This is a genomic window from Streptomyces sp. NPDC050704 (assembly GCF_040654355.1).
Taxonomy (GTDB): Bacteria; Actinomycetota; Actinomycetes; order Streptomycetales; family Streptomycetaceae; genus Streptomyces.
The window spans coordinates 65,735-92,258 of record NZ_JBFAHW010000038.1; the positions used below are offsets into that span (position 1 = coordinate 65,735).

The following is a 26,524-nucleotide window of genomic DNA, read 5'->3' on the forward strand; positions in this document are numbered from 1 at the left end:
ATGTTGGAGGTCGTGATCCCAACAAGCCACAGAGCCCGGCCCGGTTGGGACAACACGGGACGCGTCCCGCCCTGAGCTGCTGAGTCACGCGGGACGAAGCGGTGGCGGGACATGAGCGTGCCGTGAGGGCGAGCGGCACGAGAAATTAAGAATCCGCTCCCCGTTTCGCCCTGGTGGGTACATGCCCGGTCAGGCACACCTGACTGTCTCCTGAACACAGGTGCCATGGGTACCTGAAACAGTTCAGGTTGTGCGTCGCACCAATAATCAGCTAACGGCCCGTAGCGGCCGACCTGCGACCAACCAGAACGATCCGCTGGACGGACCGAGAACGACAACAGAATGAGATCATCGAGGTTCTGAACCGGCCGGCCGGTTCAGGAACTGCTGGCTCGCGACGTGACCCGCTCGGCCTGCGTCGCCAAGGACGGCACACCCCGCAATATCTCGATCATCCTTGCCTGGAACGACTCCGAGGAGCCACTGGTCGAAGCAGGTATCACGGTGGGACGGCCGGGGGCCGCGGTGAGCGTGGGAACGTGACGCTCACCGCGGCCGTGCACGGGATCGATCGCGCACCCCAGTTCGCGGTCTGCTCCCTCTGCCGTGCCGACTCCCCCCGGGGACGGCACGGGGTCCATGGTGGTGGACGGGCCTGGCTGACGGTACCTACGACTTTTCAGCGTCGCGGTACGGCCCTCACGTGCCCGGGGCCGTGCACTGGGTCGTGGCGTTTCCGCTGGTGTAGACGCGCCAGCCCATCATCTTGCGGGTCTCCGGGCCGTAGACGCCGTCCTGCTTGAGGCTGTCGTACCGGCCCTGGACGTTCCACACGGCCTGCTTGGTCTTGCTGCCGTAGACCCCGTCCTTGCCGCCCGTGTCCTGCCTATAGCAGGCGATCAGGGCGTCCTGGAGGGCGGTGACGGCCGTGCTGCTGCTTCCGGAGGCCAGGACGCAGTTCCTGGTCCCGTTGCCCTTGTAGTAGGGCTGCTTGACCGAGGCCGTCGAGGACAGGGACACCGTCTTGACGCCGTTGCAGGTCGGGTAGGACGCCGAAGAGGCGGCCGGTGCGGTGGCGATCGCTCCAGTGAGGAGCGTGGCGGTGAGGGCTCCGGTGGCGAGGGCGGCCTGGAAAGGGGACGAGCTGCTTCGGGGCATGATTCTTCCCTTGATGAGATGGATACCGTCAGGATTCGCGGCTCAGCAGCCCTTGGGATCCAAGTCGCGCAGCTTCGGCCAGGTCTTCGGGCCGATCGAGCCGTCGGTGCCCAGCCCGTTCTTCTCCTGGAAGCGGATCGTCGCGGCCCTGGTCTTGTCACCGAAGATGCCGTCCACCGTGCCCGGAGCGCACTTGACGTACTCCAGCAGGCACTGGGCCTCCTTGACGATGTTGCCCTGGGAGCCCTTGGAGATGACGGTCTTCAGCGCCTTGCTGTAGTCGAAGCCGTGGTACAGAGTGCCGTCGACGCCGAAGATGATGTGACGGTCCGTGCAGGGTGCGCTGGCCGTCACCTGTACGTCCTTCAGGTCCCCGGCATGGGCCGAGCCCGCGAAGGCCGTGCCCGCGAGGGCGACGGTCGCGATACCGATACCGATGCGCCGGGCAGTCTTCTTGATGATCATGGTCTCTCCCCGTTGTGGTCTGTGGGCGCGGCGTTGCTCGCCTGCCTCAGTCTGGAGAAGCCGCACGGTGGGCGGAACCTGAAACATTTCAGGTATGCCTCTTCACGGGGCGCACAAGCACGCCACCCAACTCAGGACAGTCCGGAGCCTCCATGGTCTGGTCGTCCCGGCCAGGACTTCGACCACCGGGCCCGGTCCGGTCGTGCGGTAGCCCTCCCCCGCACGGCTGCGTGCGTTTCGGGACGGTCCACTCGCGACGAGGAACGCGGAGATCCGGGCCGCGAGTGGCGCCTTGAGGGTCTGCGTGCGCGCGATGCGGCCGCCGGGGAGCCGGACGACGAGAGCGTGCGGGCGCGCGGCGAGGCCTGTGCAGCCGACGATCTCGGCGCCCACTGTGTCCACGTGTCTTGCCTTTCTTCCAGATCCGCTCTGCTTTGCATGCCGAGTCGGCCGACTTGCAGACGATGCCCTCACAGCCCCGCTCCCGGAGTTGTTCGTCCAGGTCATCGCCACGTCGGAGTCGTCCGTCATGGGGACTGCCTGGAGCGGCGGCTGGACGCCGTGCTCCTGCAGCAGGAGCAGGGCGCGGCGTGCGGCGTACGGATCGGCGCGGACGTCGCCGTGGCCGGGGTGGAGGAGGATGCCCCAGGCCCAAGCGCGCGCATTCCCGGAATCTGGGAGCGGCCTGGCTGGGAACCCGTCCACCTGGCTGGCGTTTCCGGTGCTGGGTGAGTGGGTTCGGCCGGGCAGACCGCGTGCGCCGGATCGGGGCGCGGAGTAGTCGGAGGGCCGAACGAATCTTGCGGGAGAGCCCGGGTCCTTCGCCTGAGGGTGGGGCTGGGTTATGGCGAGGAGCCGACGAAATGCGTCGATCTGCTTGAACACGTCTTGTGCCAGGCGGAGATCCCGCCCTCTTGGCAAAGAGGGCGGCCGCCACTTCAACGAGTCGTCTGGCCTTCATGCGTGAAGGCCTCACGGAGGCTGGTCTACAGAGGCTCTCCCGTCTGCGGGCGCGCAGCGCGGCGGGGCGTCAGCATCGCGGTCCGTCGGCGGTGCGATCGAGGCTTCGCTGCGAGTCACGGATCTGACGGACCCAGCTTCTCGTGGTCCCAGCGGTAGCGGCAGTTGAGCTCGACAAGGTCACGGCTGTAAACCAGAGGCGGTCTCGACCGCCGCCTTGCCCGTATTACGGCGCGATGGCTGTTCCTTGTGGGGCAAACGACCGGCACACTCAGCGACCGGACCGGGCTACTGTCCCCGTCGTACAGGGCTGACACCGGCCGCGCGTTGACCTAGTAGTCGACAGCGTGTCCGACCTGGCCGGAAGTTTGCAGATCGCTGAGAGGGCTGAGTATGTTCCTGCGCACTCGTAAGGGCGCCACATCACTTGTTGCTTCCGGGCTGTTGGCTGCTTCCCTGGGAGGGGCCCTCGCTGCCGCGCCCTCTGCTGCAGCTGCGGCATACCCGTGGTGCACCTCGTCCGCCTGGACGCAGAGTGCGGACACCACCTGGACGACCAGGCCGTCAACCAGCAACACCAACACAACATGTGTCATGGCCCAGGGAAGCACCGGTGGCGGTGTCACCTCCCTGCAGAAGGCATTGCGGCACTGCTATGGCAGGAACATCGCGATTGACGGGGAGTTCGGGCCCGCCACCAAGGAAGCACTCGAATACGCGCAGGGCAGAGCCGGCGTGAGGCAGGACGGCGAGTACGGCCCCGAGACACGCTGGGCAATGCTCTGGGGCCGGTACAGCATCGAGACGGGTGCCAAGGTCCGTTGTGCATGAAGCAAGTGCTGCATAGCCACGACCCAGGAGTAACCCCCGGGATGTCGAGTTTGGCCCTGTGCTCGCTGCATGGCCCTGGATGCAGAACGAGTGCGGCCCGCCCCGACGGGCTGCTCCCGCAAGTGGGTCGGCCCCTACCTCGTCACCCCCGAAAATGTGAGAACGCCCCATCCTGGGCAGGGAACGCGTTGTCAGCGTGCCGCCGTACGGCGAGCCGTGCGCTGCCTTGAAGCCGGCGGCCACGTCGAGGTCCACCGCCGCCGGATCGACCGCGCCTACACCCAGCAGCGCGCCCATCCCCGCTTCTGCCCGCCGCGCTACGACCGGCGCCTCGTGGTGTGCACAGGCAAGGACGGCTGCCCGGGATGCGAGGCGGGCGACCGGCCCTCGCTGCACTTCGACGCCGGCGTCGTGGCCATGTTCGTCGATCACTACGGCACCCTCGCAGAGGCCGACCGCCCGCTGTGGCGGTCGACCGCGCACGGCTGGCACCGGTACCCCGTCCCACTGCCCCGGCCAGTAGACGACTACCGCAGGTACGAAGTCGAGATCACCGAACTGTGCGTACGGCGGCCCCTCACCGCCGAAGAGCACGCTCAGGCCGAACAACAGGCGCGGGCCTTCCCCCAGCCCCACGTCGCAGCCATCCGGGCCGCGCTCCGAGGCCGCTGAGCGGAAGCGGGTTATCCACAGGCCAGATGTCCCGTCTCCGTTCAGTTGAGGCAGTCCCCGTCTTTGTACGGCATCCGGTCACATGTCCCGCTCAATCTCGGGCATTCGGTGCGGTGTCTCGGTCAAACCGAGGCAGCGGTTCGCTCTGCCTCCTACGGTCATTGCGGCTGGTCAGCGCGCCGAGTGGGGGTGGCTGGTGGAGGCGACGCCTCATCTGACTGACCATCACGAAGCATCCGTATCGTGATCAAGGAGAGACATCCCGGATGCCAGAGCGCGGGCCGTGCCGACGAAGTACTGCGCGTCGGCACCAGGGGCGAGACCGAGGGGGACGCCCTGGCTGAGACCGACGAACAGTGCCCTGAGCACGATGGTCAGGCATTGTGCCTGTCGGCTCAGCAGAGGTGCGAGAACCTGTCGGCGTAATGCGCGAACGCGGCCTTGGTGCGCTTTCCGGCGATCCCGTCGACGTCAAGGTTGTAGCCCAGGTTGCGGGAGTTCAGGTAGCGCTGGAGCGCCTGGATCGTGTGGGGTCCGACGATTCCGTCGATGTCATCCTTGTAGAAGCCCTGGGGAGTGAAGAATTCCTGCGCCGCCTTCCAGCTGCTGGTACCCAGCTGCCCGTCGATCGTGCCGGGCTTGTAACCCAGTGCGCGCAGCCAGCACTGCCAGTCCTTCGCCTGGGCGGTGCTCAGCCCGAGGTTGACCACCGCGAGCGTGCCCACCTCACCGGTCACCGCCTGCTGCTGGGTCGGCGCGGGGGCCGCCACGGCTGTGCCCGTGGTGGCCAGGCCGCCGGCGGCGATTCCGACGGCGGCGGTGACACTGACGAGTGCCTTGGTGAGTGCGCGCATGCTTTTCCCTCCGTTGACGTGCGATGAGCAGAACCGACCGCACGGGCCGGCTCCGCGACGAGACTGGGCCTTCGGCGCGATGTCCGGCCGCAGTCGGCGTACACGTGGCGTCATCCTGGGACGTCCCACGCGCGAAAGTGAGGTCGTGCGCGCCCCTCGCCGTCGGTGTCAGCCCCGTACGACGGGCACAGTAGCCCGGCCCGGTCGCCGAGTGTGCCGGTCGTTCGCCCCACAAGCCCTTCAGCCGTAGAGCGGGTGGACTGCTGTTGTTCAGGGTGGCCGGGGCCGTGCAGCGGCGGGTTCGATGGCGGGCGCGGGCCTGGGGGCAGCGTCGCCGACTGGACCCGCGCAAACACTGCCGGATCCGGTCGGGGCGGGTCGGCTGGGGCTGGGGATGCAGGACGAGGACGAGGCGGCGGACCTCGTAGGCGGTCAAACGCAGGGGCGGGACGCAGCCGGCGGGGTCAGCCTCGTCCCCCTGTTGCGGTCTGCGGGCTGTGCCGCCTCCCGACGGAAGTGCTCCGAGGCGAGGGGCCCTGCTCGCGCAGGGCCGCCGCGTCCTGGAGGCAGGGAACGCGGCGGCCGGCTGGGCCAGGGTGATGGGCCAGTATCAGCCGTGGCCTGGGTCTCGGATGCACGCACCGGCAGTGCTCCCGGTCGCCGGTCCACTTCTTCGGCAGATACAGGCCGGCGATCAGTGGCGGCTGTCGCTGGTGACCTTGACGGCGGCGGCACCGAGGTTCGGCGCCGCCCTCCTGGCGAGTTCGTCGGCGTGGTCCCGATCCGCGCGCTGCGCCACGACGATGCTCACCGCCGATCCAGACACAGCGTCGCGTCGCACACCCGCGCCGGTGACCGGGTACTGAGCGAGCACCGCCTCGTACGCGGCGATCGCCTCGGCAGGGAAACCGTTGTTGAAGTCGGTCTCCACAAAGAGACCCGGCCCTGTGACCTTGAGGACCATCACGCCGGAGAGGGTCCGGTGCCGGTCGCCCTCGGCGAGCATGTCCTTGAACACCGCCAATGCGCCGCCGGCATCGACCGCGGTGACCTCGATCCGCCAGCGGTCGGTTGCTTCTTTCCAGGGCGAATCATAAATGTCGGCGTTCACCACCTGGTCGTCGGCCGTCAGGGACCGCCACAGCGCCAGCACTTCGTGGGTGCGCCTTTCGTCCGCGACCACGGTGAAGGTGATGCCGTCCGCCGTGATCCGGCCGGTGATCTTGTCGTGACGGGCGACGTACTGTCTCATCTCGCCCGCCAGCTTGGTCACGCGGTCGGCGGAAGTGCCCTCCTTGAGGATCAGCGTGCCGTCCGACGTCCCCTTGAAGGGCAGCGTGTTGTTCTTGGTGGTGTGGATCTTTGCCACGTCCGGCGTGCCGGCCCACTCTTCTTCGAAATCCGCAGCGAGTGCCGTGCCCTTGTCGATGGCGCAGCCGGTCAACCAGGACAAGCCCAGCACGGACGCGATGACCGGTATCGGCCACCGCAGGGCGCTTCTTTTCAGTGTCGTCTCCTTGGAAGAGTGCGAGCACGCCGGGGCCGATCAGCCCCGGAGCCTGGCCCGCGGTGTCGCGACCGGCTCATCAACGGGGCGAGGCGGCCGCCGTTGACGAAGATCGTTCAGGACCGTCAGATCCAGTCCGGCCGTGGTCGGCCGTTGTGGCGCAGCCGTAGCCGACGCCGGGGGTGCGAGCGCAGCACCGGATGGAGGTTCCAGCCCTGCTCCGAGGCGACGCGCAGGACGTGACCGGCGCCGGCGCCCCGGAAGTAGTGTGCTGCCAGTTCCAGGTCGCGGTGGTACTCGCGACGGTGCCGGGAGGTCTCCACTCGCCGGGTCTGCTTCCCGACGCGCCGCTCCACCCGCGCCCGGTAGTACGCCGTGTCGCCCTCCCGCACCAGCGCCACCGGGCTCACGCACCAGAGCGGGACGAACGGCACTTGGCCCAGCGTGGCGTCCAGCATCCGTGTCGCACCGTTCTCGGCACGCGGCACCATGTAGACGATCAGCTCGGCCAACGGCGCCACGCAGTAGACACAGACCGCGATGAGAACCCACACCACCCACCACAGCGGCAGGAACACCAGGGTCAGGGGCAGAAGCAGCAGCCAGCGCAGTGCGGCCGGGCGGACCGGAAGCGGCCCCCAGGCGGGGTCGTCGTAGTCATGCACGGATGGTGCCTTCCGCTCGCGAACGGCTAGAAGCTGTCCCTGGCACAGCCGCTGCGCGTCCCGTCTTTGGCTCGGAGTTTCCCACGCTGACGGAGCCCGAGCAGCCGACGAGCAGCACGCCGGCGGCTACGGCCGACAGGCCCCAAGCCGCTGCGCCCAAGCGGGCCGTGGTCATGGTCAGCTCCCTTCCGGACGATCAGAACAAGAAGTGGCCGGGAGCGAACTGCCAGTGTGTCAGGCGCACTCGCACGGCTTGGACGCGCACCCCGCCACCGCCGGTGCCAGCCCCCCTACGACGGGCACAGTAGCCCGGCCCGGCCGCCGAGTGTGCCGGTCGTTCGCCCCACAAGGAACCGCCGCCGCACGCCCTCACGCTCTCCCATGCCTGGGCAGACCTTTCGTACATCGGCACGTGGACTCGGCCTGGCTCACCCCGGGTTCTGGCACAGATCTCGGGGAGCCGTCACGAAGCGTTACCTCGATGTTCGATTGCGAGGAGACAGGTTCGCGTGAGACCGCGTACGCCTCGTCGTCCCACGATCACAATTGACGCTCCCTCAGGTGTCTGCCGACCGCCGCTGCGGCCGGTTGTGGACGGTGATGGTGCTGGTCATGCAGACCGATGCACCGTTCTGGGACTCGCTGGTGTTCGACGGGATCGACCATGTGGACGTCGAGGCGGTGACGGCCGCGTTCGGCACGGTCGAGGTGGTGGCGAGAGGCCACGCGGCCGGGGCGGCGTGTCCGGACTGCGGGCGCTTCTCGGAACGAGTCCACGACCGTTACCAGCGCAGACGGAAGGACCTTCCGCTAGCTGAGCAGAGTTTTGTGATCAAGCTGACGGTCCGGTGCTTCATCTGCGGAGCGGCGGATTGCCCGCGCCGGACGTTCGTCGAGCCGTTCTCCCGGTTGGCCGCCCCGCACGCATGGTTCGCCACTCGGCTCAACCACGCCCTGGAGCGAGTGGGGCTCGCGCTGGCCGGGCGGGTCGGCACTCGGCCGGCTGTGCAGCTGGGCTTCGGCACGGGACGGCTGGCACCCGGCCCTGGGGACCACTCCGGACGAACCCGGCCGTACGAGGGTGCGGGACCCAGGGACCCAGGTGGACCCAGCAGCCGTTGCGGATCGTGTCCACCAGCGAAAACACCGGTCTGAGGACCCAGGGACCCAGGTTCTGCGGCGGTTGCAGGGGGTTGATGACACAGGTCTGCCGGACTGTTCAGGCCGGGGTGCCCGGCAGGACCTGGGCGTTGGTGATCTGGAGGCGGGCGGTCATCGCGTGGTCGTCGCACACCGCGTACCGGTCGCCGTCGTCGGCCCGGTCGGTGTGGGTGGCCGACTCCGGGCACGGCGCGTCCAGCTGGTCGTACGACCGGCTGGCAGCTGTCTTGCGGGCTGCAGCGCACGCGCCGTTCGGGTGACGTGGTGAGGGCCCGAGGGCGCGGCGCGGACTGCCCCATGCGAAAGCGGGTTCGCTTTCCGTGTTCGCTCACATTCCCTAAGGGGTCCTTGCAGAAAGATCGTGTTGTGGCACGGTGGAGTTGTAGGTGATTCCGTGTTTTGTGGGGTGTGGCCATGGCGCGGCGGAAGCCGTGGGAGGTCAGTGACGAGTTGTGGGCGGTGATCGAGCCGCTGTTGCCGAAGCACGAGCGGCGCTTTCGGCATCCGGGGCGCAAGCGGATCGATGACCGCAAGACGCTGCAGGGCGTGTTGTTCGTCCTGTACACCGGCATCCAGTGGGAGTACCTGCCGCAGGAGCTGGGGTTCGGTTCTGGGCCGACGTGCTGGCGGCGGCTGGCCGAGTGGCAGGAGGCCGGGGTGTGGGAGGAACTCCAGCGAGTGCTGCTGGACCGCTTGCGGGCGGCGGACCGTCTGGACTTCTCCCGGGCCACCATCGACGCCTCGCACGTGCCGGCCAAGCGGGGGCGACGCAGCCCAAAAGTCGGTCCGAGTCCGGTTGACCGGCGGCGGCCGGGCTCGAAGCACCACGTGCTGACCGATGCGCACGGCACCCCGCTGCGGGTGTCGCTGACCGGCGGTCACCGCCACGATGTCACCCAGCTGCTGCCGCTGATCGACAGCCTTGGGCCGGTGCGGGGCAAGCGGGGCCGGCCCCGGTGCAGGCCCCGTACGTTATACGCCGACCGCGGCTACGACTACGACCTGTACCGCTGCCGGCTGCGTGAGCGCGGCATCACGCCGAAGATCGCCAGGCGTGGCGAGCCGCACGGCTCGGGCCTGGGCAAGGTCAGGTGGGTCGCCGAGTCCGCCATCGCCTGGCTCCATGGCCCCCGCCGCCTGCGAATCCGGTGGGAAGTACGCGACGACATGCACGACGCCTTCCTTCAACTCGCCCACTGCATGACCCTCGCCCGCAAGCACTTGGCTTTCTGAAAGCACCCCTAAGCAGAACGAGGCCCCATGCGCAGTCCCCTCATGTCAGCGGCTGTTGCCGCCGCAGCGGTGATCCCTCTTTCTCCGCTCGGCCAGGCAGCAGCCGCAGCCCCGGCGGACATCAGTGACGTCGTCTGCAACGGCGGTTCCCTCAACGTGCAGTTCGGCCCCGGCTCAGGTTCAGCAAGAACCGCGTTCGGTTGTCCGCCCACGGCGACATGGGTATCTGTTCCTCCACTGCGCATCCGGAGCTCACCGCCGGTGTTATCCGATTCCAAGCGAGCCTCACAGCTGCCTGCCCCGGTCCCTTCGGGCCCGGCTACGCCAGTCGCACCGGACACTGGACAGGATGGTGCGGGCCGCCCTCCGCGGTTGTCCCGTCTCACGCGATCTGGTCCGATCCGCTCGCCGTCTCAGATGATCTGGTCCGACGGTGCTGCTGTCGGTGACGGGTGGCAGGCTGCGCCCATGAGCTACGACCTTGCCGTGTGGGAGGGCGAGCGGCCGTCGGATGACGCCGCTGCAACCCTATGCTTCACCGATCTGTACGACCGATACATCGATACGGAGGAGCTTGCGGTTCCTCCAGTGGAGCAAATAGCGACCTTCGTCTCCGCCCTCCTGGAACGGTGGCCCGATCTCACCGAGGACGAGGACGACACCTCGCCTCGGTCGACGGGTCCGCTGATCAAGGAGGCCCGTGGGCCGCTGATCTACTTCCCTATGCGCTGGAGCATGGCGGTGGAGGCATCTGCCTACGCGGCGGAAGTTGCTTCGTCGATGGGCCTCAACTGCTTCGACCCGCAGGCGCGGCAACTGCGGCCGTGACGATGACGCAGGAGCGGTCAGACTTTCCCTGGCCTGCGTCGACCGGATTGTTTGAGACGGGTTGTCACCCTTTCGCATGACGGAATCCGACACTCGGCCACGGTGGTCCGCCACCTGGCCCCCAGCGGCTGGATCCACCCGCTCTCGCCCCGGGCCAAGCGGAGGCCGTGATCACTCTCCATCGACTCCTCGCCGAGTTCTTCGACGCGCGAGAGCAGTCGGACAGTCTCGCCAGGATCTTCAGGGACTACCAGTCGTGGTCGACCACCCACACCTGATATCAGCTGGAAGCGATGCCACCGGACCAGATCAACTGAGACAGCACCCGGCATCCAACCGTCCGGGACCAGATCACCCGAGATTCTCGGCCGCCCGGCGTCTCAGTTGATCTAGTCGCCGCAGGTCACAGCCCTACCCGCAGACCAGATCATTTGAGACGAGACAGCGGTGTCGGACCGTAACGGACCGGGCATGTTCATAGGCGAAAGAGCGGTGACCACAAGGGGGATGGGCGATGACGAAGCTCGGCCAAGGGGCACTGTTCCTGTTTTGCTACCTCGACGTTGTCGCTTGTCTAGCCATCGGGGACTGGATTTCCGATGTGGGTCCTCCTTTGCTCTATGGCAGCCCGGTCGCTTTCGTCGCTGGGTTCATCACTCAGGCGGCACATGACATCTATCGGCGAAATGCGGAGCGCAACGCCCCTCTGTAAGCGCCCCGTTGGACAGCGCAACCTGGGGTGCTGGACGTAGCGCAGAAGGTTCCCGCGCCGCGCCGCCGGACAGTCCAACTTCGATGGCAAACGATCCAGCATCGATGTCACAGGACAACCTTGCCGAATGAGACGGTCCCTCGGGGCAGCAGATCTGCTTCACAGGCCTCGGACCGAGACCATCTGGTCCACGGCTTTCTGAACCTTCGGCAGGAACGCCGCGATGGCCTCGCTATTGGGTTCCTCGCCAAGCTGGTCCAGAGCGGTCGCGCGGGTGAGGACGATGTCGGGCTGGTAGACCAGGCCTGCGGCCCACACGTCCAACTCCGCTTCGCTGTCCCCGTCGCCGTCGCCGTCGCCGGGACCGTAGTTGATGTACAGAACGGGGAGCTCAGCGGAAGAGTCCAAAAGGGTACGGATGTCTGTGACGGTAACCTGTGGCGCTGGCCTGTCGACGGTCGGTTCCATGTGACGCTCCTCCAGCTGATAGTTGAGTCAGCCTATATCCGCTGCGCCGGTCAAACCGATGGGATCAGCTCTGCTCGGACCGGGAGCGGGCGAGGAACGCGGCGAGGCCGCCGGTGGCCTCGGGGTCGGCGGCGGCGAGCCGGGCCGCCAACGCCAGTTGGTCGACGCCGGCGCCCGGCGCGAGGTGCGCGAGTTCGGTGAGCAGCGCGGCGTGGGCGAGCAGATGCGTCGGCAGCAGATCGGCGGCGACCGCGCGGACGGCGGGATCCGCGTAGTGCCCGCAGTGCGCGGCCAGGGCGTGAGCGAGCCAGGCGTCGGCATCCTTCTGCATATACGAGCCGGCCCGCCGGGTGAGTTCGTCCCGTACAGCTTCGCCGCCCTCGCGGGGCTCGGTTTACTCCAGCGTGCCGAGCTCGCGCAGCGCCTGGAGCTCATCGGCCCGGGCGGCTTCGCGCAGCTCGGCTTCCCGGGCGACGGCGGCCTCGGCTTCAGCGGCGAGCACCCGCACCGACGTCGTGATCCGCACCTACGGCCCCGGCCAGGTCCCGCCGCTCATCGACACGATCGCCGACATCTGGGCCGACGCACACGAGGAAATCACCAACACCGTTCCTGACTTGTTCAATCGATCCCAGACGCGCGGTTCGCGGCCGTAGCGTCGAGGGTGCCGGACGGCACGGGCTCGACCTGTTCCTTGCCGCCCCTGGGCTGGCTCTTCTTTAGCGTGCCGCCGCCGTCCGGTACCCGCGCGGTGTGGCTCGACAGAGGCATGAACATCATGGTGACGCTGCGGCCCGCCGACCGGGTTGCCGTGCCCGTCCAGGTGCCAGGCGGCCGTGGGGGTCCCCCGCTCGAGGGAAGTCGAGAGTGGGGGAGGTCGTCGTTCATGTCGACCGCGACCACCCCTCGGGCCAGCGCTGCCGGAAGTGGCAGCACCGGGGTGGCGGCGCGTTGCCAGGCGGCGGTGACATACCAGCGGCCGCGGGCCGGGTCGTGGTGGATGCGGTAGGCCACCGCCCGGTTCGCGGTGATCCGATCCCGCCACTCCTGCCCCCGGTGCTGGAAGCGCACGGTCGCGTCCAGCACGTACCGGCCGTGCGGTGCATTCGCCCGGTGGGCCAGCGGGGCCGGGAGCTTGAGCGACAGCTGTCCGGTGTCGGTGATCCGGAGGGTCTCGTTGCCGAACCGTTTGCCCGACTCGCCGTCCGCGGCCAAAAACATCCGTACTGCCTGCCAGCGTGCCCGCCACGCCGCTTCATCCAGCCCGGCCGCCGCCAGATGATGGCGGGCATGCGCGAGGCGCTTGCCGCCGCGCACCACCCGCACCCGGCCCGCCGCCCAGTCCGCCTCCACCCCCGCCAACCGGTCCTTCAATGTCTGCAGGCGGCGGGACTTGGCATGCCACTCACCCCGGGAGGCATACCCGCGCGCCAGCCCGGCCCGCTTGTCCGCCGGGGCGCCCAGCGGCCGGGCCAGCCGTGCCTCGATGGACGCGATCTGCCCGCGCAGTCAGCCCCGATGGGCCGCCTGGCCGCGCCGGGCCAGGGCCCACTGGTCGTGGGTGGCCTTGGTGATACTGCCCGCCCAGCGCGCCGACGACCGCCCCGTCAACCCCCGCTTGCGCACCGCCCACGAGGCCGCATCATGTCCCAGCCCCTGCCGGGCGCGTACCGCGAGATCCCCGGCCGCCAGCGAGCCCAGGAACACCCCGACCTCCGTCAGCACGGTCGCATCGGCCGCGCTCACCCGCAGCCGGTCCCGGACCGCCACCCCGGCCGGACCGGGCACCACGAACGACGCCGCCAACTCCCGCAACCCACCCACCCCTTCACCCCCACCCGGCCAGAAATCCCCGCCACGACAGTCAACGAGCAGCCCCCGCAAAGGTCACCCATTCGACCCACAAACTCCCGTTCCCCTCCGAAGAACGAAACACCCGAGAACACACCCCACGACAGAGCGGACCATCCCGGCGCCGATACCGGGCACCAGCCGACCGCATCCGGCTACGGCACTCACTTACACTCACCAGAAGTCACTCCCGCTCAGTAAATCGGCAGCAGTCCCCAACCCCGGACGGCCCGGAATTCGACCTGCTGCTCCTGCGGGTCCGGGCCGAAAACGCCGCGTAGCACCGCGCCCTCAGAGGCCACCGTTCTCCCCGGCCCACTGACCTGGCCCGGACGGAAGGCGATCAACGCCTGTCCGGATCAGGGTTTCCAGGTGCGTAGGAAGGAGACGATCCGCTTGGCGGTGCAGCGGGGGTTGTTCAGTTCGTGAGCGAGTGCGGTGAGTTGTTCGCGGGTGGGGTTGACGGGAATGTTGCTGGCTTCGAGATACATGACGGCCACGGCGCAGGCGACGGTGAGGTTGGAGCGCTCCAGCCACCGGCAGCGGCCCACGGTGTGCACCAGGGCGGCGGCCCGGGTGTAAGGGCCGTCGTAGACGGGAGTGTCGAGGAGTTCACCGCGGTGGCGGGCGACGGCGGCGATGGGCACGCCGTAGTCGTCGGCGGCCGGATCGCGGTGCCCGGCCCGCTCCGCTACTTCGAAGATCCAGGACTCGTCGACGTGCAGGATCACGCGGCGGCGCCCGGCTGCTGCTGGTTGTACGGGGCGTCGAGCTGCTGCTCGAGGTCGTCGAGGAACGTGCCGTGCTCGTCGATGAGACGCTGGGCGGCTGCCATACCGGCGGCACGGGCCCCGGTGGTGTCCTCGATGATGAGCCGCTCGACGTACTTGTTGAAGTCGAGCCGGCGGGAGCGCGCGGCAGCCTTGCCGGCCTCCAACACGCCCTCGTCCAGCCGGACCTGCGTTTGCCTATTCGTAGCCACACTTGATGGTAGCAGAGTGGTAGCAGGTACGGGCTCGGTTAGACACTGCCGTGTGGACGTTCATCGGCCTCGCCGATCACGCCCCCACGGCGCGCGACCGCGACCGGTACCCGGTGAAGCCGACCACCGCAGCGCCCACCAGCTCTGTGTACAGGACCTCGACCACCCGGACAGGGCCGGACAGCGAGTCGTCGAGGACGTTCGGCACGTTATCGACCTCCGCCCAGCAGGTCGCCGTCATGCGGCCCCGTCCGCGTGGTCAGCGGTCGGATCTCGGCGCGGCCCACCATGTGCACCCTCTTAGCCGGGCGTACCTGATATTTGCCCCAAGCGTTCAGGTGTGGTCATCGCTCACGGTGGTGTACCCGACTTCGGCGAGCGCGAAGGCCCACCCCGTCACGTCGGGCCCCGGACCGCCCAGGCGGACGTACACCTCCCACCCGCCACCGTCCGACTGAGACACACAACAGCGGCCGCGCATCAGGTCAGTTGCGGGTTAGTTGCGTGTTGCTTGCCTGGCTGGGCGGCCTCGCGGCTGCCACTGTTTTGAGCGTTCAGATGTGCATCATGCACATCCATACGGAAGGGGATGGTATGTCCGTGATCAGGCGTCGCATCGCGGTGCTCGCGGGGGTCGTCGGGCTGCTGGCCGGATCGACGGTCGCGTCCGCGGCTTCGGCCGAGTCGACGGCCGCCTCATGCCCGGAGGGCTGGTTCTGCTTCTGGGACGGTCCGAATTTCCAGGGCTCTCGGGGAAGGCTTTCGGACTGCGGCGTGCAGTATCTGAGCACCTGGGGCTGGGGCAACCGTATCGAGTCCTCTTACAACAACACCAACCGCGTGGTCCAGTACTCCGACGCGACAACCGGGATCGTCTGGTGGAACCAGTCTGACACCGCCTACGGCTCGGTTCCCGTTCTCAACGCGGCGGACCGGGTCGAACGGCTTTGCTGAGTTCCATACGTCTGGGTTTCATACGTCCATGGGCAGCTCCCCGTATGAAGAGCGGCCCACCCCGTCCCCGGCAAAGTAAGCCCCACACCCCCTCCCGCACCATCCATGTCCGGGTCCGCACAGGCCCCGACAGGACCGCGTCCACCTGGTACCGGAAGTGCGCCCCCGACACGGTCACGGTGTTGCCCCGCGCCATGAGCGGCGAGGCCTCCTCACTCACCGACGGCCGTGCTTGAGTTCGCGGTAGTCGTGCTCGATCCGCCACCGAATCTTCGCCAGGCGGACCAGTTCGGTGAGCGAGGTGCCGGCGGGCAGACTGGTCAGCCAGTAGTCGGTGGGGTCTTGGGCCTGCTCGGGCCATTCGACCAGCAGCGTGACCTCGGGCAGGACCCCATCCCAGAAGCCCTCTTGTGCGATGGCTGCGGCCCAGGCCAGGCGGCGGGCCCGGACTCCGGCCGGCCGCACCCGCAGTGCCGCAAAGCGTGAGTGCATCGGCCCGCGGGATCCTTCCCGCCAGGTCACCTCGGTGAAGGTCTGCCGTCCATGACCGGCTGCCGGCGCGGCCACCGAGGACAGCTTGTCGCGGTAACGGGACTGTGGCTTGCGGCCGTTGCCCGACCATGCCGGGGCGGTGCGCCGCGCATCGTGCGGGTGGACGGTCACATCCGAGCGGATGGCGACGACATAGCCGATGCCCCGACCGTCCAAGCCGTCGCGGAAGTCGGCGTTGGTCCCGTAGCCGGCGTCGGCTACCGCCACCGGCGCCACCAGATTCCACCTGGCCAACTCGTCGAAGATGTCCAGGGCCAGGCGCCACTTCTCCCGGTGTCCGACCTCCCGCGGTATCCCGGTCTTCTGCCGGCGTGGGGCGTCGTCCGCCCACTCCTGGGGCACGAACAACCGCCACTGCAACGGACAGGACGCGGCATCGGAGACCGCGTGCACGCTCACCGCGACCTGGCAGTTGGCCCGTTTGCCCAAAGCGCCGCAGTACTGGCGCGCGACCGCCACCGACATCTTCCCGTCCTTGGGGAACGACACGTCATCGACCGCCCAGGCGTCCGGGCCGAGCTGCGGCACCATCCGCTCCGCGATCCGTCGCCGCACCGGCACCGGATCCCAGGTCGACTGGTTCACGAACTGCTGCAGGTTCTGCTCGTTGCCGTCCGGCAGCCGCTCCGCCATCGGCTGGATCGACTTCCGCCGCCCGTCCAGCATCAGCCCCCGCAGATAGCAGTCACCCTTCGCCCGCTGATCCTTACGCGGCACCGACGCGAACACATCGGCCACGAACAACGCCAACTTCGCCCGCATACGGTTCACTTCATGTGCGTCCACACACCCAACATGCTCTTGATCAGGCCGAACGGAAAGACCTAACGGAGTCCTACGCTTGTGTCGGCAAGGGATCTCGTGACCTGCGCATTCGCCGGTCGCGGCGGCTGCGACTTGCCGAGCGATGTCGTCGCCCGTCGGCCCGGGCAGAGCAGCCTCTCCCCCGGCCGCTCGCACGGCCTCGGCGTGCTGCGCCACCGGCTGCGCTCCCCGGACATCGAGGTCGCTCAGCTCGACCATGGGCGAGACATCGGGTCGACGGGGCGCCACCCGGGCAGGAACTCCTCCCGCAGCAAGGCGACTTCCTCGGCCAGCACGGCGCCGTTCTCCGGATGCAGTCGCGGCTTCCATGGCTGCGCACCCACCCGGGGGGAAACCTGGGCGCTCCTTCCCCTCCACACCCTTCACCAGCTGGAGGAAGACCGCACCGCACGGACTTCCTCATCGGGGCTGCCACCGGTAGTGGTTGAGTGAACGGGCGATCTCGATCAACCTGCGCCAGTCCGGCGCCTCGGTCGTGGCCGCTACCGTACGAGCACAGACAAGACGCTGCCAACGCCGGTCTGAAACGGCCATGCGTCGGCGCGATGGACCACCGAACCAACCTGCGGGAACACTCGGTTCGTCCAACCGTACGGGCGAAGGGCCGACAGGGCAGCAGCGGCCCTGAGTATCAGCAGCGACGTCGGACGGCACAAGCGGAACAGCCAGATCCGGCGCCGGGCAGCGAACACGTGCAGATCATCGGCGAAGATCCAGTCTTCCCCGGCACCCGACGTGCCATGCGGCTAGATTGTGTGACATCAGGTCAACTCGGGGAGATCCCATGTCGGTTGAACGTCCGATCATCAACAGCAGCGTGCCTCACTCCGCCCGCATCTGGAACTACTGGCTGGGCGGCAAAGACTGCTACGAGATCGACCGGCAGGTCGGTGACCAGATCTCCGAGGCCAACCCGGCCATCCTCGATATCGCCCGGGAGCAGCGGGCGTTCCTCGTGCGCGCCGTGGAGTACCTCGTCACCGACGCCGGCATCCGCCAGTTCCTGGACGTGGGCACCGGCCTGCCCACCGCGAACAACACCCACCAGGTCGCCCAGCGCCTCGCCCCCGAGACACGGATCGTCTACGTCGACCACGACCCGGTCGTGCTGGCCCACGCCGAGGCGCTGCTCAGCAGCACGCCCGAGGGCGCGACGGACTACATCGACGCCGACCTGCACAACCCCGACGCGATCCTGGAACACGCCGCCAAGACCCTGGACCTCACCCAGCCGGTGGCGCTGATGCTGCTGGGGATCACCGCGCACGTCACCGACGACTCCGTGTACGAGATAGTCGGGCGCCTGATGGATGCCCTGCCCTCCGGCAGCCACCTCGTGCTCTGCGACGACACCGAGGTGCTCAACCCCGAGCAGATGCGCGAGATGATCGAGCAGTGGAACGAGGCGAGCGACAACCCCCGCATCAACCGCAGTCCCGAACAGCTCGCCCGGTTCTTTGATGGCCTGGAGCTGCTGGCGCCCGGCCTCGTCTCGGTCTCTCGCTGGCGCCCCGCAGAGACGGGTGCCCAAGCGTCCGCCGAGGTCGACGACTTCGGCGGCGTGGCATGCAAACCATAGGGGAAGCCCTCAGCTTGTTCTCTATTTACCAGGACCTGCCAGGTCTACCGATGGCCTTGAGAGTCTCGGGGCGTTTGACGGTCTTGCCGACGTCGTAGCGGGGTGCCCGGGGTTTGGGAACACGGGTCGGGCAGGCGAGGTGAGCGCGGATGTTCCTGAATCCCTGGCGGACCCGGGCCGGGGTGAGCCGGTCGAGTGCGGTGGGTTTCTCCCAGGGCCGACGGAGATCCGGGCGAGTGGCCGGGCGAGGCGGAGTTGAGTGTGAGCGACGAGCAGGATCCAGGTCCAGCGGTCCGCTGCGTCGGGGGCACGGAGTTTCGAGGTGCTCCAGCCGAGGGTCCGCTTCACGAAGCGGAAGGTGTGCTCCAGATCGAAGCAGCGGAGCGTCCCGTTCCTTCGATAGGTGTTCGACCTTCAGGCGGATCAACGTGCCCTCCGCCAAGGGAAGTTCACCGTCGTGGTCGAGCCAGGAGGAGCGGCGGGTGAGGCTGAGGTGGACCCTGCCCCATGCCTGGGTTTCGGCCTTGCCGTAGTTGGTGGTGTCGGTGACCGTGGTGATGGCGGGCTCGGGCCAGGTCTCCGGCTTGGCGAAGCGGAACTCCGGTCCGTGCTTGGGCGGCCGGCCGTTGACGCCGTGCATCCTCGGTGGTTTCGGCAGCCGCATGACGCGGTCGAAGCGGACCCGGCCGACCAGCTCGACGGGCAGGTCTCGCAGGACCCAGGCCAGGCGGGTGACGTCGTAACCGGCGTCGCTCACGATCACGATGCCCGGGTCCCCGGCCTGCCACCGGCCTGCGGCGATGAGCCGTTCAGCGATTCCTCGGAGCTGGTCGGCGGTGACCGCGGTCGCGTCATCCACCGGTCCGAGCCGGACCGCGTCCAGAGTCGCGGTCCAGGACGTGGCGCCCCGCTCCAGCACGGCGACGAACGAGTACGGCCAGCCCGGGATGAACTGCGAGGCCGTCTTCGCGCGGCCGTAGACGTGGCAGAACAGCCGATCGGCCAAGCACGGCGCGTCCGAGCGGAGCCATGTGACACATCGACCGCCAGGACCAGCTGCCCGCCATCGAAACGTGGAAGCGACAGCCCGGCCAGCACCGTCCGCAGGCGATCGACGTCGATCCGGCCGTAGTTCAAGCCGCCGTACATCGCTCGGTGCCCACGACGATGCTCGGGCAACAGCGTCAGGTCCACCGGGGACTTCACCGCACCGTCCACATACAGCACCGCGTCCACCAGCTCGAACAACTCATCGCGCCAGGCGGTCAGGCACTTGTAGAACTCGCCCCGGAAGCGTGACGCTTCCACGAACGCCTCCCTTCGGACAGCATCAGGCAGCAAACTCACCCTTACGGCCTTCGTCGTGGTCACGTGCACCTTGGTCGGAGCACATGATCAGCCGAAGGCCGCCCCCACGTCCGGCGAATCCCCAGGTGAGCGACCCAGTTCGACGGACGATTCGAGCGGAACATGAGGCGCTGCATCCCTACGCTTCGGACTCTGGCTCGGCCCTTAGGTACCGGCCCCAGATCTGGGCCTTGTGATAGGGACCGGCCCCGTCGCAGTCGTACTGCGGCGCGTCAAAGGTCACCCAGTACAGCAGCTCGCCGCTGAGCGACTGAGCATGTTCGTTGGGTTCGGGTGCACCCATGGCATCGATCGTTCCAGCAAACTCGGCCTGCCAAGGACCGTCCCAGTCCTGGTCGCGAACGACCGTGACCCGGCGGCCCGGTGCCAGGGCACCCGTCGGCCATGTCTGGCTCAAGGGACGACCGAGGATGCGCTCTACCGCCTGGCGGTCGTCTACGTCCGCAGGAACAGGGCCGGAACTGTCTGTCATGCCGCCCACCCTGCCCGCACCACATCAGGAACACCAGAAGATAAAGAACAAGCTCAGAACCCGTCTCGAATCCTCCCGTTCAGCGGCGCGTCGAACTGGCATGATCCCAGGATGACTTCGTCGATATCCGAGTCGTGGACCCGTATAGAGGCTTGGCTCGCCCAGCACACGCCTCGTACGTTTGCTGCGCTTGACCCCCCGGCGGAGCGCTCGGCAATTGCCGTGGCCGAACAGGCCATCGGTCAGCCGTTCCCCGAGCCCTTGGTCGAGTCCTTGCTGCGGCACAACGGCATGGGCCATCGCGACCTGCTGCCGCCGTTCTGGTCTTTGCTTGGGGTGGAGGGCATCACCAGTGCCTGGCAGACACGCATGAAGATCTACGGAGATGTGCTGGCGGGAGCAGAGGAAGGCGACCCGGACGGGGAATACGGGCCGTGGTGGCACGCACAGTGGATCCCCATCGCCTATAACGGCGGAGGGGATGACCTCATCATGGACATGCGCCCCTACCGTCGCCGCGGAAGGATCGGCAAGGCCGATCATGAGACTGGATGCTCGTTTTCGCCCAACCCCATGTGGGCCTCGCTCCCGGCTCTCCTGGATGCGAAAGCCACGGCTCTGGAGACCGGCGAGGCGGTGGACGGTTACCTGCCTGTCGCCGTTGACGAGGATGAACTGGACTGGGACTTCTGATGCTCAGGCCGCTGCGACGGCCTGGGGACGCGGGGCTTTGCCGCCTTCGGGTAAACGGGGTGCCGGGCCAGGCTGCGGGGCATCAGCGTGATCACGGCGAGCGTGAGCATCGTTTCGGAGTGCTCGGGCCTCGTCTCGTAGTCCCGGACGTCCCGGCGCGCGTGCAACAGCCACGCCAGGCTCCTCTCCACCACCCAACGCCTCGGGAGGACCACAAATCCCTTGGCGCCCTTGGGCCTGCTCACTGTTTTGATCGTCAGATGAAGGAAGGACTTGGCCCAGTCGACGAGCGTTCCGGCGTAGGCCACGTCGGCCCAGACGATACTGATTTCGGGATACATCAGCCGCAGCCGGAAAAGGGCTTCGCGGGCCACGACGCTGTCGTGCAGGTCGACCGGGGTGACCATCACGAACAGCGGGAGCCCCTTGAGGTCCACGATTATGTATCTCTTCCTGCCTGGCGTCTTCTTCCCCGCGTCCTATCCCGACGTGGCGCCCGGGACCGTGGCGGCAACCTTGACGGACTGCGAGTCGATCACCGCCGCCACCACGTGCGGGGACGTGCCCGTCGACCTGCGGACCCGGCGCCGCAGCTGGTCTCGGATGAGGTTGAAGACCCCGGGTGCGGACCATCGGGTGAAGAACCCGAACACCGTTTTGAAGGGCGGGTAGTCGCCGGGCAGCGCAGACCACTTGCAGCCCGTGTCGACGACATAGCGCAGGGCATCGACGATCTCGCGCCGGGGATGGGCTTCCGGTCGGCCGCCGCGCGGGGTGCGGCAGGTCGGCACCGGCGACAAAGGCTCGATGAGGGCCCATTCGAGGTCGGTGGTGTCCGAGGGGTAGCGGTGCTGCCGCATGGCGTCCGCCTCCCCCCTCCGGCCGGGGCGTTCGGCAGCGGGAACGCCCTGGTCATGGGGGATCTGCTCACGTTGAAGGAAGTGCTGTTCCCGGATGCCGTGGGGATGGTGCTGGACCGGTTGACCGAGGTGGACGGGGTGGTTGCGGCCAAAGCCCGCAGCGTCGTGACGGAGTTGACGTGCCCGGACTGCGCGACCGTCGCGCGCCGGGTGCACAGCCGTTACGGACGACGGCTCGCCGAGTACCCGGTCGGCGGTCCGCAGCCCAGTTGCAGGCGGTACTGCCGGCGCAGGTCTTCACCGAGGTGGCCGGGAAACAGGGGATGACCGCTGACCAAGTGGCTGCCGAGTTCGCCGCGTTCCTGCCCGAGTTCATCGACTCCCGGACGACTTCCTGGCCCAATGGGGCCTGGCCTTGGAGTAGTCGGTCCTGGCTTGCCGCTCCGAACACCCTCCCGGTCGAGCCGCTGCCACAAGTGACGTGCGTACCGCCGCGGATTACAGGTCTCCGGCAGCTGCCGGTGACCTCCCGTTCCTTCAGGGATCACGACAGCAGCCGAGCGGCCGCGCGCACCGCAGGCGCCGCAGTGCCTCGGATTAACAGAGACACACGAGCAAGTGCCTCACATAGACCGGGACGCCTCGACCTGGGAGAGACGGGACACCTGGCCCTTCCTGACCCAGGTCCGCATGAACGCCCGTCACGCGACCACACTCCTGAGGGCCCTGCTCGTCCCGGCCGGCACAGAGGTCCAGAGGTGACAGACGATCTCCCACAGCCGATCATGCTCCCGGCCGACGGGAGTACCCCGCGTCCGACCCACACCAGCCCCGTGACTGCGCGATCACGACGGCATTCGCTCACTCACCGGCCGGGCGGGCTTGGAGGTGCTTGATCAGCTTCAGTATGAGGGGTCGGGCGACCTCTTGGAGATCCCATTTCCCGTCCTGGACAGCCTGGTTACTTATCCAGAACACCATCAGGTCACCGTCCACGGCGTGCACGTTCACGCCGTAGGACCAGTCGTTGCCGCCGGAGTGGGTCGCGAGGCTCCGATCGGGCATGATGCCCCACCCGTAGCCGGTGGCGTAGCCGTCGTAGCCCGGCAGGTCGGTGGGGGCGTGGGCTTTGAACATCATGGCCTGCGCGTCGCGGTCCAGGAGGGCCTCGCCAGTCAAAGCGCGGTGGAAGCGGTACATATCGCGGGCAGTGGACAGCAAACCGCCGTTTCCGCGCAGGTTCCAGTACGGACCGTCAGCGGCCCATCGGTGGTCCAGCGGCCGCCCTTGGGAGACGCCCTGTTCGTCGTACTCCACCGCGATCCGCTCTGTGTCCCAGCGCGGCAGGACGTAGCCGGTGTCCTTCATGCCGGCGGGAGCAAAGATCTGCTTCGCCAGGAAGTGCTCGTAGTCCGTGCCGGAGGCGTTCTCGATGACGGCGGCCAGCAAGCTGTAGCCCAGGTTGGAGTAGGCGAACTTCGTGCCGGGCGGGGCGATCAGCTTGGACTTGGCGGCTCCGTCGATCATCTCCTGGCGGGAGATCGGATCGTAGTCGTCTCCCAGCGCCTCCGGCAGCCCGGAGGTGTGGGTGAGCAACTGGTGAATCGTGATGTTGCGCTTGTCCGCCGTTACAGGTCCGACGAACTTGCTGATCGTGTCGCTGACCTGCAGCTTGCCCGCCATCTGCAGCTTCATGATCGCCACGGCCGTGAACGACTTGGTCATCGACATGATGTCGTACACCGTGTCGCAGCTCGCGGAGATGCGGTGGGCCCGATCGGCCATCCCGTAACCGGCGCAGTGTGTGACCTTACCGCCGCGGGCGGCGATCAACGTGCCGCTTCCGCCGCGGGGCAGGGCCTTGTTGAGGACCTCCTGGATCGCATCATCCGTGAGATCAGACGTTGGCGACGGAGAACCAGGGCCCGCCGGGCGGGCAACTTCAGGAGTGCCGCTGCTGTTACTGCAGGCGGCCAGTGCCAGCGCGGAAACCAATGCGAGCACGACAGGAGCACGGAATGCGGACAGCCTCATGAATGGTCCTTGCGGTAGCTGCCGACAACGGGCCCGCGAGTTCGCCACGGGACGTCCATGAGGCCGACATGTCGATCGTACAACGCGACGGGCGGGTTCCGGTCGGCTTGGCCCGCTCCTCGGAGGTCACTACCGCCCGCCACAATAAGATCACCCAGCAGCCGCGCGTGGCTGGCCTCGGCCCCACCGGCGATCCGACCATCCCATGATCGCCACCGCAGACGACGCTCGCCCGCCTGACAAACTGACGCATCCTCACCAGGCTCCGTCTGAACGCGGCGCACGCCACCGCCCGCCTACGATCCCCGCTGGTTCTGACGAGCTGCGAAGTCGCATGCTGACAGACGATCTACGACGCAGACTCCCGCCCACCACCAGCATGAGTATCCGCCCGGCCGCTCATACCAGCTCCGTGACGAGTAACTTCAGGACGCACAAAGCTCAATGAGCGGTGTGCATCGTGAGAACGGCTGGTCAGGTGGGCTGGTGTGCGCGCCTTGCCACGCTCGCACTGGCCGGCGGCCGCTGCCCACGGTGAAGATCGTCTGACTCGGCGGCTGGGGCGGTTCTCGGGTTCTGCCGCGCCTGTGGCGAGGGACCGCCAACCACCCGTCGCCGTACGGATACGCCACCAGATCGCGGGGCCGGAGCGGGGATGTCCGAGCTGGAGCGGATCACGGCTCGCCGGAGCGAGCTGGAGGCGCTGGTCGAAGAGCTGGGCAGGCGGGTTCAGGCCGCGTGTCGGCCGGTCCGCCGCTGTAGCTTGCTGCACTATGAGATTTTGGTTGCTCCGTGCCGCGATACCCCTGGCAATGATCGGCGGACTCTTCTGGCCCACGGTGCTGACGTGCACCTTCCTGGCCGGAGAGCGGGCCACCGCGCAGGTCGCCGAGTGTCATCGGGGCGCCAGCCGCAGCCCACTCAGGTGCACGGGGACATGGCGCACCACCAGCGGCGACACCGGTTCCGGCGGAATCTACGGCCTCAGCCGCAGCGACGCGGGACACACCGTCGAGGTGCGCGTCGGCCCGTTGGGTCCGTACCGTCCCGGCCCCAGGGCTGCCGCTCTGCCTGTCTTCCTGTCGTTGTTCTGGCTGGTCTCATTCGGTGCCCTGACGGTGCAGCAGGTCCGGGCAGGGAAGCGCACCCGCCGGCTCCTCGCGGAACCCGGCGCCCCCGGGGATCTGCTGATTGTCACGGGCAAGGGCGCGCACACGCCCGACGGTCGGCGCTCGGCGTTGGTGGTCACGCTTCCTCGACCCGTGCCTGCTGCGCCTGGGGTGAAGACGACGTACTGGGAGGTCCGCGACCCCGCAGGGCAGCCTATGTTCCGGGTCGAGAAGCGCCGCGCCGGGAAATCCGTGCCGGAACTGGTGGTCTGGGACCCCTCCGGTGTGTCCGGGCACATCATCCGCAGCACCGGCAAGGACTCGCCCGGCGGCTACGCGCTGCTTGCTCTTGACGGTACACCGGTGGGCTCCGTCGAACCTTTCGCCGGTACGAAGTGGGGTGCCTACGAGTTCAGGGACGACCGGGGCGTGATATGGGCCCGGAGCGCCTGCCGCATGCCTGAATGGGTGCTGCGCCTGGGACCCGCCACCTCGCCGCCCCTTTCCCGGCTCGCACTCGCCTTCATCATCGGGCAGCGCCGCCGGCACAGGTGAGGGTTTGGAACTGCTGCCGGTGTACCGGGCAGGAGTGACTTCTGGTGAGCGCGAGTGAGCGCCGGGGACGGATGCGGTGGTCTGCTGTGTGCCGGGACGGCCTGTGCTGTCGGGGGTGTGTTCTGGCCCTTTCTCGGGAGGGGAACGGGAGTTCGTGGGTCGAATGGGTGACCTTTGCGGGGGCTGCTCGTTGACTGCCGTGACGGGGATTTCTGGCCGGGCGGGGGTGAAGGGGTGGGTGGGTTGCGGGAGTTGGCGGCGTCGTTCGTGGTGCCCGGTCCGGCCGGGGTGGCGATCCGGGACCGGTTGCGGGTGAGCGCGGCCGATGCGACCGTGCTGACGGAGGTCGGGGTGTTCCTGGGCTCGCTGGCGGCCAGGGATCTCGCGGCACGCGCCCGACAGGGGCTGGGAAATGATGCGGCCTCGTGGGCCGTGCGCAAGCGGGGGTTGACGGGGCGGTCGTCGGCGCGCTGGGCGGGCAGCATCACCAAGGCCAGCCATGACCAGTGGGCGCTGGCGAGGCGCGGGCAGGTCGCGCATCTGGGCTGGTTGCGCGGGCAGATCGCCGCGGTCGAGGCGCGGCTGGCCCGTCCGCTGGGCGCCACCGCGGACAAGCGGGCCGGGCTGGTGCGCGGGTATGCCTCGCGGGGTGAGTGGCATGCCAAGTCCCGCCGCCTGCACACTTTGAAGGACCGGCTCGCCGCGGTGGAGGCGGACCGGGCGGCGAGCCGGGTGCGCGTGGTGCGCGGCGGCAAGCAACTCGCGAACACCCGGCACCACCTGGCGGCGGCCGGGCTGGACGAAGCGGCGTGGCGCCGGCGGTGGCAGGCGGCGCGGATGTTCCTGGCCGCGGACGGGGAGTCCGGCAAGCGGTTCGGCAACGAGACGATCCGGGTCACCGACACCGGCCAGCTCTCGCTCAAGCTCCCGGCCCCGCTGGCCCACCGGGCGAACGCGCCGCACGGCCGGTATCTGCTGAACGCGACCGTGCGCTTCCAGCACCGCGGGCAGGAGTGGCGCGACCGGATCACCGCCAACCGGGCGGTGGCCTACCGCATCCACCACGACCCGGCCCGCAGCCGCTGGTATGTCACCGCCGCCTGGCAACGCGCCGCCACCCCCGTCCTGCCGCTTCCGGCGGCGCTGGCCCGGGGCGTGGTCGCGGTCGACATGAAC

General features: G+C 68.2%; 26 protein-coding genes and 7 pseudogenes. 12 read left to right on the top strand and 21 right to left on the bottom strand.

The features are described 5' to 3' along the window. Positions 1-399 precede the first annotated feature (399 nt). Positions 400-543, top strand: coding sequence for a hypothetical protein (locus AB0I18_RS23095; protein ID WP_363107436.1), 144 nt, complete (start codon positions 400-402; stop codon positions 541-543). A gap of 156 nt (positions 544-699) precedes the next feature. Here the strand turns inward: AB0I18_RS23095 and AB0I18_RS23100 are convergent, their stop codons facing one another. The 3 genes from AB0I18_RS23100 to AB0I18_RS23110 form a co-directional block, all read right to left on the bottom strand. Continuing rightward, a complete protein-coding gene (locus AB0I18_RS23100; RefSeq protein ID WP_363107437.1) occupies positions 700-1,158 on the bottom strand; it encodes a peptidoglycan-binding domain-containing protein in 459 nt (152 codons plus the stop codon). Positions 1,159-1,200: 42 nt separating this feature from the next. Beyond that, complete coding sequence (locus tag AB0I18_RS23105) at positions 1,201-1,623, bottom strand: peptidoglycan-binding domain-containing protein (protein WP_363107438.1); 423 nt, start codon at positions 1,621-1,623, stop codon at positions 1,201-1,203. 102 nt (positions 1,624-1,725) lie between these two features. Continuing rightward, positions 1,726-2,025, bottom strand: a complete 300-nt coding sequence (locus tag AB0I18_RS23110) for a hypothetical protein (RefSeq protein WP_363107439.1) — start codon at positions 2,023-2,025, stop codon at positions 1,726-1,728. Between the two features lie 1,152 nt (positions 2,026-3,177). Between AB0I18_RS23110 and AB0I18_RS23115 the strand changes: the two genes are divergently transcribed. Both AB0I18_RS23115 and AB0I18_RS23120 read left to right on the top strand, forming a co-directional pair. Continuing rightward, a complete protein-coding gene (locus AB0I18_RS23115; RefSeq protein WP_363107440.1) occupies positions 3,178-3,414 on the top strand; it encodes a peptidoglycan-binding domain-containing protein in 237 nt (78 codons plus the stop codon). A 216-nt stretch (positions 3,415-3,630) separates the two neighbouring features. Further along, entirely contained in the window at positions 3,631-4,086 is a 456-nt protein-coding gene (locus AB0I18_RS23120) for a hypothetical protein (protein ID WP_363107442.1), read from the top strand. Positions 4,087-4,311: 225 nt separating this feature from the next. Here the strand turns inward: AB0I18_RS23120 and AB0I18_RS23125 are convergent. From AB0I18_RS23125 to AB0I18_RS23140, 4 genes and pseudogenes are all read right to left on the bottom strand, one after another. Continuing rightward, positions 4,312-4,476: pseudogene (locus AB0I18_RS23125) on the bottom strand (TetR/AcrR family transcriptional regulator); the annotation flags it as partial. Positions 4,477-4,481: 5 nt separating this feature from the next. Then, positions 4,482-4,940 (bottom strand): peptidoglycan-binding domain-containing protein, encoded by a 459-nt coding sequence (locus AB0I18_RS23130; RefSeq protein ID WP_363107443.1) that lies wholly within the window; start codon positions 4,938-4,940, stop codon positions 4,482-4,484. A 694-nt stretch (positions 4,941-5,634) separates the two neighbouring features. Beyond that, positions 5,635-6,393 carry a hypothetical protein gene (locus AB0I18_RS23135; RefSeq protein WP_363107444.1) on the bottom strand — a complete coding sequence of 253 codons (759 nt, stop codon included), beginning with the start codon at positions 6,391-6,393 and terminating at the stop codon, positions 5,635-5,637. Positions 6,394-6,572: 179 nt separating this feature from the next. Further along, a complete protein-coding gene (locus AB0I18_RS23140; protein WP_363107445.1) occupies positions 6,573-7,112 on the bottom strand; it encodes a hypothetical protein in 540 nt (179 codons plus the stop codon). 561 nt (positions 7,113-7,673) lie between these two features. Between AB0I18_RS23140 and AB0I18_RS23145 the strand changes: the two genes are divergently transcribed. The 4 genes from AB0I18_RS23145 to AB0I18_RS23160 all read left to right on the top strand — a co-directional run bounded on the left by AB0I18_RS23145 (position 7,674) and on the right by AB0I18_RS23160 (position 11,046). Next, positions 7,674-8,267, top strand: coding sequence for a transposase family protein (locus AB0I18_RS23145; protein WP_363107446.1), 594 nt, complete (start codon positions 7,674-7,676; stop codon positions 8,265-8,267). Positions 8,268-8,687: 420 nt separating this feature from the next. Continuing rightward, positions 8,688-9,506: an IS5 family transposase gene (locus AB0I18_RS23150; protein WP_363107448.1), complete on the top strand. Its 819-nt coding sequence runs from the start codon at positions 8,688-8,690 to the stop codon at positions 9,504-9,506. A 468-nt stretch (positions 9,507-9,974) separates the two neighbouring features. Further along, a complete protein-coding gene (locus tag AB0I18_RS23155) occupies positions 9,975-10,334 on the top strand; it encodes a hypothetical protein (protein ID WP_363107449.1) in 360 nt (119 codons plus the stop codon). A 514-nt stretch (positions 10,335-10,848) separates the two neighbouring features. Then, a complete protein-coding gene (locus AB0I18_RS23160) occupies positions 10,849-11,046 on the top strand; it encodes a hypothetical protein (RefSeq protein WP_363107450.1) in 198 nt (65 codons plus the stop codon). A 159-nt stretch (positions 11,047-11,205) separates the two neighbouring features. On the opposite strand, the gene AB0I18_RS23165 is transcribed toward AB0I18_RS23160, so the two are convergent. The 7 genes and pseudogenes from AB0I18_RS23165 to AB0I18_RS23195 form a co-directional block, all read right to left on the bottom strand. Beyond that, complete coding sequence (locus AB0I18_RS23165) at positions 11,206-11,514, bottom strand: hypothetical protein (RefSeq protein WP_363107451.1); 309 nt, start codon at positions 11,512-11,514, stop codon at positions 11,206-11,208. A 64-nt stretch (positions 11,515-11,578) separates the two neighbouring features. Beyond that, positions 11,579-11,845, bottom strand: a complete 267-nt coding sequence (locus tag AB0I18_RS23170) for a hypothetical protein (protein WP_363107452.1) — start codon at positions 11,843-11,845, stop codon at positions 11,579-11,581. A gap of 63 nt (positions 11,846-11,908) precedes the next feature. Then, positions 11,909-12,040: a hypothetical protein gene (locus AB0I18_RS23175; protein ID WP_363107453.1), complete on the bottom strand. Its 132-nt coding sequence runs from the start codon at positions 12,038-12,040 to the stop codon at positions 11,909-11,911. A 258-nt stretch (positions 12,041-12,298) separates the two neighbouring features. After that, positions 12,299-13,338 (bottom strand): annotated as a pseudogene (locus AB0I18_RS23180) (IS200/IS605 family accessory protein TnpB-related protein); the annotation flags it as partial. Positions 13,339-13,724: 386 nt separating this feature from the next. Next, positions 13,725-14,096 (bottom strand): fic family toxin-antitoxin system, toxin component, encoded by a 372-nt coding sequence (locus tag AB0I18_RS23185; RefSeq protein WP_363107454.1) that lies wholly within the window; start codon positions 14,094-14,096, stop codon positions 13,725-13,727. Next, a complete protein-coding gene (locus AB0I18_RS23190; protein ID WP_363107455.1) occupies positions 14,093-14,347 on the bottom strand; it encodes a hypothetical protein in 255 nt (84 codons plus the stop codon). The genes AB0I18_RS23185 and AB0I18_RS23190 overlap by 4 nt, the downstream gene beginning before the upstream one ends. Before the next feature lie 76 nt (positions 14,348-14,423). Further along, complete coding sequence (locus tag AB0I18_RS23195) at positions 14,424-14,588, bottom strand: hypothetical protein (RefSeq protein ID WP_363107456.1); 165 nt, start codon at positions 14,586-14,588, stop codon at positions 14,424-14,426. Positions 14,589-14,851: 263 nt separating this feature from the next. Between AB0I18_RS23195 and AB0I18_RS23200 the strand changes: the two genes are divergently transcribed. After that, positions 14,852-15,301, top strand: a complete 450-nt coding sequence (locus AB0I18_RS23200) for a peptidase inhibitor family I36 protein (RefSeq protein WP_363107457.1) — start codon at positions 14,852-14,854, stop codon at positions 15,299-15,301. Between the two features lie 76 nt (positions 15,302-15,377). On the opposite strand, the pseudogene AB0I18_RS23205 reads toward AB0I18_RS23200, so the two are convergent. From AB0I18_RS23205 to AB0I18_RS23215, 3 genes and pseudogenes are all read right to left on the bottom strand, one after another. After that, positions 15,378-15,536, bottom strand: a pseudogene (locus AB0I18_RS23205) (diacylglycerol kinase); the annotation flags it as partial. Then, a pseudogene (locus AB0I18_RS23210) lies at positions 15,527-16,639 on the bottom strand (IS701 family transposase); the annotation flags it as partial. The pseudogenes AB0I18_RS23210 and AB0I18_RS23205, both read right to left, overlap by 10 nt. Before the next feature lie 224 nt (positions 16,640-16,863). Then, the gene (locus tag AB0I18_RS23215; RefSeq protein ID WP_363107458.1) at positions 16,864-17,001 is read right to left on the bottom strand and encodes a hypothetical protein; all 138 of its coding nucleotides are present in this window, start codon (positions 16,999-17,001) and stop codon (positions 16,864-16,866) included. A 461-nt stretch (positions 17,002-17,462) separates the two neighbouring features. Here AB0I18_RS23215 and AB0I18_RS23220 point away from each other — a divergent pair, with 461 nt between their 5' ends. Further along, positions 17,463-18,257: an SAM-dependent methyltransferase gene (locus tag AB0I18_RS23220; protein ID WP_363107459.1), complete on the top strand. Its 795-nt coding sequence runs from the start codon at positions 17,463-17,465 to the stop codon at positions 18,255-18,257. 25 nt (positions 18,258-18,282) lie between these two features. On the opposite strand, the pseudogene AB0I18_RS23225 reads toward AB0I18_RS23220, so the two are convergent. Both AB0I18_RS23225 and AB0I18_RS23230 read right to left on the bottom strand, forming a co-directional pair. Next, positions 18,283-19,604: pseudogene (locus tag AB0I18_RS23225) on the bottom strand (transposase). 139 nt (positions 19,605-19,743) lie between these two features. Next, positions 19,744-20,097 (bottom strand): ferrous iron transport protein A, encoded by a 354-nt coding sequence (locus tag AB0I18_RS23230; protein WP_363107460.1) that lies wholly within the window; start codon positions 20,095-20,097, stop codon positions 19,744-19,746. A gap of 111 nt (positions 20,098-20,208) precedes the next feature. On the opposite strand from AB0I18_RS23230, the gene AB0I18_RS23235 reads away from it, so the two are divergent. Continuing rightward, a complete protein-coding gene (locus tag AB0I18_RS23235) occupies positions 20,209-20,790 on the top strand; it encodes an SMI1/KNR4 family protein (protein WP_363107461.1) in 582 nt (193 codons plus the stop codon). Here the strand turns inward: AB0I18_RS23235 and AB0I18_RS23240 are convergent. Continuing rightward, a pseudogene (locus AB0I18_RS23240) lies at positions 20,742-21,650 on the bottom strand (IS5 family transposase). The gene AB0I18_RS23235 and the pseudogene AB0I18_RS23240 overlap by 49 nt on opposite strands. Before the next feature lie 861 nt (positions 21,651-22,511). Next, on the bottom strand, positions 22,512-23,684 hold the full coding sequence (locus AB0I18_RS23245) for a serine hydrolase domain-containing protein (RefSeq protein WP_363107462.1): 1,173 nt from the start codon (positions 23,682-23,684) through the stop codon (positions 22,512-22,514). A 773-nt stretch (positions 23,685-24,457) separates the two neighbouring features. On the opposite strand from AB0I18_RS23245, the gene AB0I18_RS23250 reads away from it, so the two are divergent. Both AB0I18_RS23250 and AB0I18_RS23255 read left to right on the top strand, forming a co-directional pair. Further along, positions 24,458-25,348: a hypothetical protein gene (locus AB0I18_RS23250; RefSeq protein ID WP_363107463.1), complete on the top strand. Its 891-nt coding sequence runs from the start codon at positions 24,458-24,460 to the stop codon at positions 25,346-25,348. Positions 25,349-25,582: 234 nt separating this feature from the next. Further along, positions 25,583-26,524 (top strand): annotated as a pseudogene (locus tag AB0I18_RS23255) (IS200/IS605 family accessory protein TnpB-related protein); the annotation flags it as partial.